The sequence below is a fragment of the Pseudoalteromonas sp. ESRF-bin5 genome, assembly GCF_002632075.1.
GTDB lineage: Bacteria > Pseudomonadota > Gammaproteobacteria > Enterobacterales > Alteromonadaceae > Pseudoalteromonas > Pseudoalteromonas marina.
Genome location: NZ_NTLW01000298.1, coordinates 1 through 9,509, shown reverse-complemented (window position 1 = coordinate 9,509; position 9,509 = coordinate 1). Strand labels below are relative to the sequence as shown.

Here is a 9,509-nt window from a genome sequence, read left to right as displayed (position 1 = left end):
CGATGTAAAAGGGCGCGTAAACTTAATAGAAGTGTCTGACATGCTCACCGTGGTTGATGATACTTACAATGCCAATGTTAAATCGGTTAAGGCTGCCATTGACTTACTGAGTGATATGCAAGGGCATCGTATTTTAGCGCTGGGTGATATGGGTGAGCTTGGTGAAGACGCACGTAAATACCATCAAGAAGTTGGCGAATATGCGCTTGAAAAAGGCATTAATGAGCTATTTACGCTAGGTGTGTTGAGTAAGTGTGCAAGCGATGTATTTGCACTTGCGAATCGTCACTTCTCAAACCGCGATCAGATGCAGCAACAAATTCAAGCCACAATTAATCAAGTAAATAAAAAAACGACCATCGTCGTGAAAGGATCACGCAGTTCTCGCATGGAATTATTAGTAACCGATTTAGTTAATGGCCAGCAACAAGCCATCAATGGAGTATCATAATGTTAGTTTGGCTGGCTGAGTATTTAACACAGTATTTTAGTGGTTTTAATGTTTTTTCGTATTTAACGCTGCGCGCTATTTTGGGGATTTTAACTGCGCTCATTATGTCTCTGTATTTAGGGCCAAAGCTAATTCGTGGTTTGCAAAAAATGCAAATTGGGCAAACAGTACGCGATGATGGTCCACAATCACACTTATCAAAATCGGGTACGCCAACTATGGGTGGCCTGCTTATTTTAGCGGCAATTTTTACAAGTACCTTATTGTGGGCCGATCTCTCTAATAAGTATGTGTGGGCAACGTTATTTGTAATTGGCTCACTGGGAATTGTCGGCTTTATCGATGATTACCGAAAAGTTATCCGTAAAGATCCAAAAGGGCTTATAGCGAAATGGAAGTACTTTTGGCAGTCAGTAATTGCACTTGTGGTTGCAACTGCATTGTACTTTACAAGTACGCAAGCTGCAGAAACGTCTTTAGTTGTGCCGTTTTTTAAAGATGTTTTACCGCAGTTAGGCTTGTTTTATATTGTTATTACCTATTTTGCATTGGTTGGAACATCAAATGCTGTAAACCTGACTGATGGTCTAGATGGTCTCGCTATTGTACCGACTATTTTAGTTGCGGCGGCACTTGCCATAATTGCTTACTTAACCGGTAATATTAATTTTTCTGCTTATTTACATATTCCTCATTTGCCATTAGCCAGTGAGCTTGTGGTTGTATGTACTGCCATTGTTGGTGCAGGGCTTGGGTTTTTATGGTTTAACACCTACCCGGCGCAAGTATTCATGGGTGATGTAGGCTCATTAGCATTAGGTGGAGCGCTGGGGATTATTGCAGTGCTGGTTCGTCAAGAACTTCTACTGATTATCATGGGCGGTGTCTTTGTAATGGAGGCGTTGTCGGTGATTTTACAAGTGGGCTCGTATAAGTTACGAGGGCAACGAATTTTTAGAATGGCGCCTATTCACCATCATTACGAATTAAAAGGTTGGCCAGAGCCGCGCGTTATTGTGCGTTTTTGGATTATATCTATTGTGTTGGTTCTCGCAGGTCTTGCGACATTAAAGATAAGATAAATGCAATATTTAAACGAGATAAAGAATAAACAAATAACAGTGCTCGGACTCGGTGTAACCGGTCTGGGCATTGTGCGTTTTTTACTATCTCACGGTTTAACGCCAAAGGTTGTCGACAGCCGAGCAAATCCCCCAGGAATTGAATGGCTGAGCAGTCATGCGCCTAGTTTAAATACACACTTTGGCAGCTTAGATGCTGCTGGGCTTAATAGCAGTGATATGATTATTGTAAGCCCTGGGTTAAGCCTTAAAACGCCTGCCATTGCGAGTGCTATTAATTCGGGTGTTGAAGTCATAGGTGATGTTGAGCTATTTGCGCGCATTAATACTAAACCTGTAGTGGCAGTGACTGGCTCAAATGGTAAATCAACCGTAGTGACTTTAGCCTATGACGTGTTAAAAGCGGCTGGCTTTAATGTGGCACTTGGCGGCAATATTGGTACCGCAGTACTTGATTTACTCAATGACGACTTTGATGTTTATGTGCTTGAGCTTTCGAGCTTTCAATTAGATACCACAACAAGCTTAAAATCGGTGAGTGCCACGGTGTTAAATGTATCTGAAGATCATTTAGATCGTTACGATAGCTACCAAGCATATATAGACTCAAAGCTATCTATTTACAACGGTACACAATGTCTTGTTGTTAATGAAGATGACAAACAAACGCATCCGTCCAGTAGCAGTGCTACGGCTAAAATTGGTTTTGGTACTAAACAGGGTAAATATTGTTTAGGGCAGCATAACAGCAGTACGTATTTTTTCGCTAACAATGAAGCGTTTTTACCTGTTGATACACTTGCTGTTGTAGGTAAGCACAATTATTTAAATACGCTTGCGGTTATGGCGTTACTAAGCCCCTTTAATATTAGTAAAGAGGCTTATACAAAGGCACTAAATGAGTTTAGCGGATTGGCTCATCGCTGCCAATTTGTTACTCAGCAACATGGCGTTAAATACTTTAACGATTCAAAGGCAACAAACGTAGGCGCTACCATAGCAGCCATAGACAGTTTGGCCACAGAAACTCAAAACTTAATTGTGATAGCGGGAGGCGATGCAAAAGGCGCTGATTTAAACCCGCTTAAACCTTACTTACAAAAGCATGTAAAAGCGCTGATCTGTTTTGGTAAAGATGCCAAAAAGCTAGTGGCTCTGAGCAGCAAAAGCTATTTAACAAATAACATGAGTGAGGCGGTTAATTTAGCTAAGCAGCTTAGTTCGCCGGGTAATGTAGTTTTATTAGCGCCAGCATGTGCAAGCATTGATATGTATAACAACTATATGCAACGTGGTGATGACTTTGTTAAGTGTGTTTTGGCGGATAACATATGATTGCGCTTGCACAAATAAAAGACACATTAACACCAAAACCTTCGCCGCAGCTTTATGATGTGCCTTTGCTTTATTCAATGCTAATGCTAATTGGTGTTGGCTTTATTATGGTGATGAGTGCGTCTATGCCCACGGCAGAGCGCCTTTTTGATAACTCACATCATATTGCTATTCGTCACGGGATGTTTTTGGCCGTTGCGTTTGTTCTTTTTTGGATCACGGTTTGTGTGCCAATGGATTGGTGGAAACGCTCAAATGCATATTTATTGATACTGGGCATGGTATTGCTCATTGCTGTATTAATTATTGGCCGCGAGGTTAATGGTGCCAAGCGGTGGATCCCAATTGGACCCATTGGTTTTCAGGTGGCTGAAGCCGCTAAATTGTACTTTTTTAGTTACATAGCGGGTTACTTGGTCCGAAAGCGTGAAGAAGTACAAGAGAACATTAAAGGTTTTGCAAAACCTATTGCAGTGTTTGCTGTGTATGCATTGCTTATTTTGTTGCAGCCTGATTTAGGCACCGTAGTTGTTATGTTTGTAACAACAGTTGGCTTATTGTTTTTAGCGGGCGCAAAACTATGGCAGTTTTTTGTCCTTATTTTAACCGGGATTGGCTTGGTTGTTTTGTTGATTATTGTTGAGCCTTATCGTATGGCGCGTGTTGTTGGCTTTTTAGACCCTTGGGACGACCCATTCGGAAAAGGGTACCAGCTCGTTCAATCGTTAATGGCATACAGCCAAGGTGGATGGTTTGGCCAAGGGTTAGGTAATAGCGTGCAAAAGTTGCAATACCTTCCTGAAGCACACAATGATTTTATTTTTGCGGTTATTGGCGAAGAGCTTGGTTTAGTTGGCGTGGTAAGCATTTTAATGGTGCTCGCCACTTTAGTATTTAGAGCACTATTAATTGGCCAGCAAGCCTTAAAGTGCGGTAAAGAATACGAAGGCTACTTTGCCTTTGCAATAGGTATTTGGTTTGCGTTTCAAACCATGGTGAATGTAGGGGCAAGTGCGGGGATTTTACCAACTAAAGGTCTTACATTACCGTTTATTTCTTATGGTGGTTCTAGTTTGATGATTATGACCATCGCAACTGGAATATTATTACGCGTTGACTTTGAAACTAAAATGGCAACCAAGCAAGCGACCTCAGGCGGAGGTAAACGATGAGTAAAAAGTGTGTTGTAGTCGCTGGTGGAACTGGCGGGCATATATTTCCAGGTATTGCAGTTGCTGACTATTTAAAAGCGCAGGGGTGGCAAGTTACTTGGATTGGCACACCCGATAGAATGGAAGCAAGCGTTGTTCCTAAGCACAATATTGAAATTGATTTTATTAATGTAAAAGGTGTTCGTGGCAACGGATTAAAACGCCTTGTTAAAGCGCCATTCATGGTCATTAATGCAATATTGCAAGCGCGTAAGGTATTGAAAAATCAACGTCCAGATGTTGTTCTTGCTATGGGAGGATACGTAACTGGACCAACAGGTCTTGCTGCAAAAAGTTTAGGTATTCCGTTAGTTATTCATGAACAGAATGCGGTTGCTGGAATGAGCAACCGATGGCTTTCACGATTTGCTAATCGCGTTTTAGCGGCTTTTCCAAGCGCTTTTGATGCAGGACAAGCTGAACTTGTCGGCAATCCAGTTCGTCAAAGTGTAATAGACATAGCAACGCGTGATGTTTCAACACCGGTTAATATGTTGGTTGTCGGAGGGTCGTTAGGGGCTCAGGTACTAAACCAAACACTTCCAAGTGCATTTAAAGCGCTTAACAAAACCAGTGCAATAAATGTATGGCACCAGACAGGTAAAGGACATTTAAACAACGTTGAGCAAACATACAAAACGCACATGTTCGAAAGCGATAATGTAAAAGTTGCGGAATTTATCGATGACATGGATGCAGCGTATGCTTGGGCTGATATTGTTATCTGCCGAGCTGGTGCGCTAACGGTAAGTGAAATTGCAGCAGCGGGAAAAATGGCTGTGTTTGTGCCGTTTCCTCATGCAGTTGACGACCATCAAACGGCTAACGCCCAATATTTGGTTGAGGCAGATGGAGCGTTACTCATGCAGCAAAGTGTATTTAATGAGCAATCGATTGTTGCGCTATTAACCCCTTACTTAGTAAACCCTAGTTTAATTAATAAAATGGCTAATAACGCAAAAAAACAAGCCATTTTAGATGCCACAGCAAGCGTAGCCGCGCACTGTGAGCAAGTATCAAATAAGAGAGCGTAAGTGAAAGAAGCATCAGTACAAAACAAAAGTATACGACCTGCAATGCGTCGAATAGAAACCATCCACTTTATTGGTATTGGTGGAGCGGGTATGGGCGGTATTGCCGAAGTGCTCGCTTTTGAAGGTTACCGTATTACAGGGTCTGATATTGCGCATAGTGCGATGACAGATCGCTTGATTAAAGCGGGTGCAGAAGTATTCATAGGTCATCACGAAAATAACGTAAAAGATGCCAATGTGGTGGTAGTTTCAAGTGCTATTGACGAAACTAACCCTGAAATAATTGCCGCAAAAGCTGCAAGAATTCCTGTTGTACGTCGTGCTGAAATGCTAGCTGAATTAATGCGTTTTCGCCATGGTATAGCCATTGCAGGTACACATGGTAAAACCACAACAACAAGTTTAATTGCCAGTATTTATGCACAAGCTGGGCTCGATCCAACCTTCATTATTGGTGGTTTATTAAATAGTGCAGGCAGTAACGCTAAAGTGGGTAAAAGCGATTTTTTAATTGCAGAAGCTGATGAGAGTGATGCGTCGTTTTTACATTTACAACCTATGGTATCGGTGATCACTAATATTGAAGAAGATCACATGGATACATACGGTGGCAGCCTTGAAAAAATGAAAGACACTTATGTCGATTTTATACATAACCTGCCATTTTATGGTCTGGCTGTTGTGTGTATCGACTCTGAGGTAGCCGCCGAACTAATTCCTCGTTTTGGGCGTCCTATTATCACGTATGGCGAGTCGCCAACGGCTGATTATCGTATGAGTGATTTTAGCCAGTCAGCTAATACGTGTACGTTTACGGTAACCAATAAACAAGGTGAGTGTTTAACGGCAACGCTAAATATGCCTGGTAAACATAACGCATTAAATGCGACAGCAGCGATTGCAGTAGCAAAAGATCAAAATATTGCTAACCAAGCAATTTTAGAAGCATTACAAAAGTTTGAAGGTATTGGCCGTCGTTTTCAACACTACGGCGAATTTGAAAACGAACGCGGCAATATAATGTTAGTGGATGATTACGGTCATCACCCTTCAGAGGTTGCAGCAACTATTGCAGCAGTACGCGAGGGTTGGCCCGATAAACGCTTGGTAATGGTTTATCAGCCGCATCGTTATAGTCGTACTCGTGATTTATATGAAGACTTTGTAAAAGTACTTGCCGATGTAGATCAGCTCTTATTATTAGATGTTTATGGCGCAGGCGAAGAGCCTATAGTGGGCGCTGATAGTAAAAGTTTATGCCGAAGCCTTCGTCAACGTGGCAAAGAGCCATTGCATGTAGCATCAAGTAAAGAGCTTGCGGGTGTATTAGCAGATAACTTGCAAAATAATGACTTAGTATTGACCCAAGGTGCGGGTAATATAGGTCAGTTAGTAAAAACGTTAGCAGCAACAGGCATGTCGATAGAAAAATTAAAACAAGGTGAAGTATGACCCAAGTAAATGCACAATTTGGTAAAGTAGCGGTAATGCTTGGTGGTAACTCAGCAGAGCGTGAAGTGTCATTAAAGTCGGGTCAGGCTGTTTTTAATGCATTACAAAATTGCGGTGTAGATGCGATTGCATTCGATCCTCAAAATCGGTCGTTGTGGGAACTCAAAGAGTTAAATGTAGATCGTGTTTTTATCGCACTACATGGCCGAGGTGGTGAGGACGGAACTGTTCAAGGTGCATTAGAGTTTATGAACTTACCTTACACCGGCAGTAACGTACTAGGGTCAGCGCTGGCAATGGATAAAATTCGTTGTAAGCACTTGTTTAAATCAGCTGGCTTAAGCACCGCGCCTTATGCCGTTGTAGATGCTAAAAAAGGTTTTGATGCACACGCTATCATGGCTGAATTTAAAAAAGTGATGGTTAAGCCTTCTCATGAAGGGTCGAGCATTGGTATGGCACAAGCAACTACTGCGCAAGAACTTGAAGATGCATTAATCAATGCATTTAAGTTTGATAGCCAAGTGTTGGTTGAGCAGTGGATAACGGGTCGTGAATTTACAGTGACTGTTTTAGGTGATGAAGTACAGCCCGTAATTGAAATGACAACGCCAAATGGCTTTTACGATTATCAGGCAAAGTATCAATCAAATACTACGCAGTATCATTGCCCAGCCAATTTATCGGCGCACGATACGCAGCAATTACAGGCTATGTCGTTAGAAGCGTTTGACTTAGTTGGCGCAAGCGGTTGGGGCCGCGTAGATGCAATGCAAGATGAGCAAGGCAACTTTTATTTATTAGAGGTTAATACTGTACCCGGAATGACAGAAAAATCATTAGTGCCTATGGCAGCTAAAGCAAATGGGGCAAGTTTTGAGCAATTAGTTGTTCGCATTTTGGAGCAAACGCTTTAATATGCATCCCCTTTTAGAAAAAGCTCATAAAATCAAACAGAACCTAAATTGGTCGCTGATTTTTGGCGTGAGCTTTTTTTTAGTTGTTATTATTGGCTTAGTGCAAATTACAACGGGTGTATCTGATTGGTTAGTAAAAAATAAAGATGCACAAATAAAGCACTTAACGGTGCAAGGGCATCCTAAATACACAGATGAAACCGCAATAATAACAGCAATAAAAAAAGCGGATTTAAGTAGTTTTTTTGAGCTTGATGTAAAACATGTACAACAGCTAGTGCAAAATCTACCTTGGGTGGCCACTGTATCGGTGCGAAAACAATGGCCTGATACAATTCAGGTTTACGTTGTTGAACACGAGGCGGTTGCGCATTGGAATAGTGACTTGTTAATTAATAACAACGGTGAGGCTTTTCAAGCTCGCAGCGATAAGTTAAGTAAAGATTTACCTCAGTTATTCGGCCCAGAAGGGAGCGAACAAGAAGCATGGATTGCTTTTAAGCAGTTTGACGAAATGCTTAAAGTAAACGCGTTAACGCTTAAAAGTTTAGCGTTATCAGAGCGTTTTTCTTGGCAGCTTTGGCTTGATAGCGGGGTGCGCTTAAATTTAGGGCGTAGGGATAAAGCCAAGCGTGTTCAACGTTTTATAGACGTTTACCCACGTATGGAATATCCAGAAAAAGCACAGATAGATGCAGTCGATTTACGGTATGATACCGGCCTTGCAGTGAGCTTTAAGCCAGTGCAAGAAGAACAATTACAAAATAAGAGTAAGGCATGACTAAGTCAGCAGAAAGAAACCTCGTGATTGGATTAGACGTTGGTACCTCGAAAGTGGTAGCCACGGTAGGTGAAATCACCGCAGATAACAAGCTCAGCATTGTTGGTGTGGGCAGCCAGGTATCCCATGGTATGGATAAAGGTGGCGTTAACGATTTAAACTTAGTGTCTGAGTCTATTCGCCGCGCTATAGACGAAGCCGAATTAATGGCAGATTGTCGAATTAGTTCGGTGTACTTGGGGATTTCTGGTAAACATATTCAATGCCAGAACGAAAGCGGTGTTGTTGCTATTAATAATACTGAAGTAACAGACGAAGATATTGAAAATGTGATTCACATTGCGCGTTCTGTGCCTATTTCAGCTGAACGTAAAATGCTGCATGCACTACCGCAAGAGTACAGCATAGACATGCAAGAAGGGATTAAAAACCCACTAGGCATGAGCGGTGTGCGTATGGAGGCACGAGCTCACATTATTACCTGCTCCAACGACATGGCTAAAAACATAGAAAAATGTGTTGAGCGTTGCGGCCTTGAAGTCGACCAATTGATATTTACAGCATTGGCTTCTTGTTATTCAGTTCTCACAGATGATGAAAAAGAGCTTGGAGTCGCTGTACTCGATATTGGTGGTGGTACAATGGATATCACTATTTATATCAACGGTGCGCTGCGCCATTCAGCAGTAATCCCTGTGGCGGGTAATCAGGTAACGGGTGATATTGCAAAAATATTTCGTACACCTATATCGCATGCAGAGTCACTCAAAGTACAATACGCATGTGCAAGCAGCCAATTGGCAAGCAGTGAAGACACTATTGAAGTACCAAGTGTAGGCGGGCGCCCTGCAAGATTAATGTCACGTCATACATTATCAGAGGTGGTAGAGCCTCGTTTCAGAGAATTATTTGAACTTGCGATGGAAGAAATTCGTCGTTCAGGTTTAGAAGACCAAATTGCGGCAGGTCTCGTTATAACAGGCGGAACTGCCAAAATGACTGGTGCAATGGAAGTGGCGGAAGACATTTTTCAAATGCCAGTAAGAATAGGTAAACCAATCGGGATGGTTGGTTTAACAGACTACGTAGATGATCCTTCGTACGCAACCGCTGTTGGTTTGTTACAATACGGGCGCACCATGCAATCGATGAATGCACAAAAGTCGAAAGCAGAGGATAACAATAATTGGTGGAACCGCATTACTAAATGGTTTCAAGGCGAGTTTTAAGACTCAAGTCGGAGAGT

Annotated in this window: 9 protein-coding genes; all 9 read left to right on the top strand. The window is 42.0% G+C overall.

The genetic code is table 11. From position 1 onward, the window contains the following. Positions 1-451: glutamate ligase domain-containing protein (locus tag BCG07_RS18390; RefSeq protein WP_286891447.1), on the top strand; the 451-nt coding region annotated here is incomplete at its 5' end. Next, a complete protein-coding gene (gene mraY / locus BCG07_RS18385; protein WP_006792142.1) occupies positions 451-1,533 on the top strand; it encodes a phospho-N-acetylmuramoyl-pentapeptide-transferase in 1,083 nt (360 codons plus the stop codon). The genes BCG07_RS18390 and mraY, both read left to right, overlap by 1 nt. Continuing rightward, entirely contained in the window at positions 1,534-2,868 is a 1,335-nt protein-coding gene (murD, locus tag BCG07_RS18380) for a UDP-N-acetylmuramoyl-L-alanine--D-glutamate ligase (RefSeq protein WP_286891446.1), read from the top strand. Further along, complete coding sequence (gene ftsW, locus BCG07_RS18375) at positions 2,865-4,040, top strand: cell division protein FtsW (protein WP_006792144.1); 1,176 nt, start codon at positions 2,865-2,867, stop codon at positions 4,038-4,040. The genes murD and ftsW overlap by 4 nt, the downstream gene beginning before the upstream one ends. Further along, the gene (gene murG, locus BCG07_RS18370; RefSeq protein ID WP_286891445.1) at positions 4,037-5,113 is read left to right on the top strand and encodes an undecaprenyldiphospho-muramoylpentapeptide beta-N-acetylglucosaminyltransferase; all 1,077 of its coding nucleotides are present in this window, start codon (positions 4,037-4,039) and stop codon (positions 5,111-5,113) included. The genes ftsW and murG overlap by 4 nt, the downstream gene beginning before the upstream one ends. Further along, positions 5,114-6,565 (top strand): UDP-N-acetylmuramate--L-alanine ligase, encoded by a 1,452-nt coding sequence (gene murC, locus BCG07_RS18365; protein WP_286891444.1) that lies wholly within the window; start codon positions 5,114-5,116, stop codon positions 6,563-6,565. Next, on the top strand, positions 6,562-7,482 hold the full coding sequence (locus tag BCG07_RS18360; protein WP_010555686.1) for a D-alanine--D-alanine ligase: 921 nt from the start codon (positions 6,562-6,564) through the stop codon (positions 7,480-7,482). Before murC ends, BCG07_RS18360 begins: the two co-directional genes overlap by 4 nt. A gap of 1 nt (position 7,483) precedes the next feature. Further along, positions 7,484-8,263: a cell division protein FtsQ/DivIB gene (locus BCG07_RS18355; RefSeq protein ID WP_006792148.1), complete on the top strand. Its 780-nt coding sequence runs from the start codon at positions 7,484-7,486 to the stop codon at positions 8,261-8,263. Then, positions 8,260-9,492, top strand: coding sequence for a cell division protein FtsA (ftsA, locus tag BCG07_RS18350; protein ID WP_010555687.1), 1,233 nt, complete (start codon positions 8,260-8,262; stop codon positions 9,490-9,492). The genes BCG07_RS18355 and ftsA overlap by 4 nt, the downstream gene beginning before the upstream one ends. Positions 9,493-9,509 lie beyond the last annotated feature (17 nt).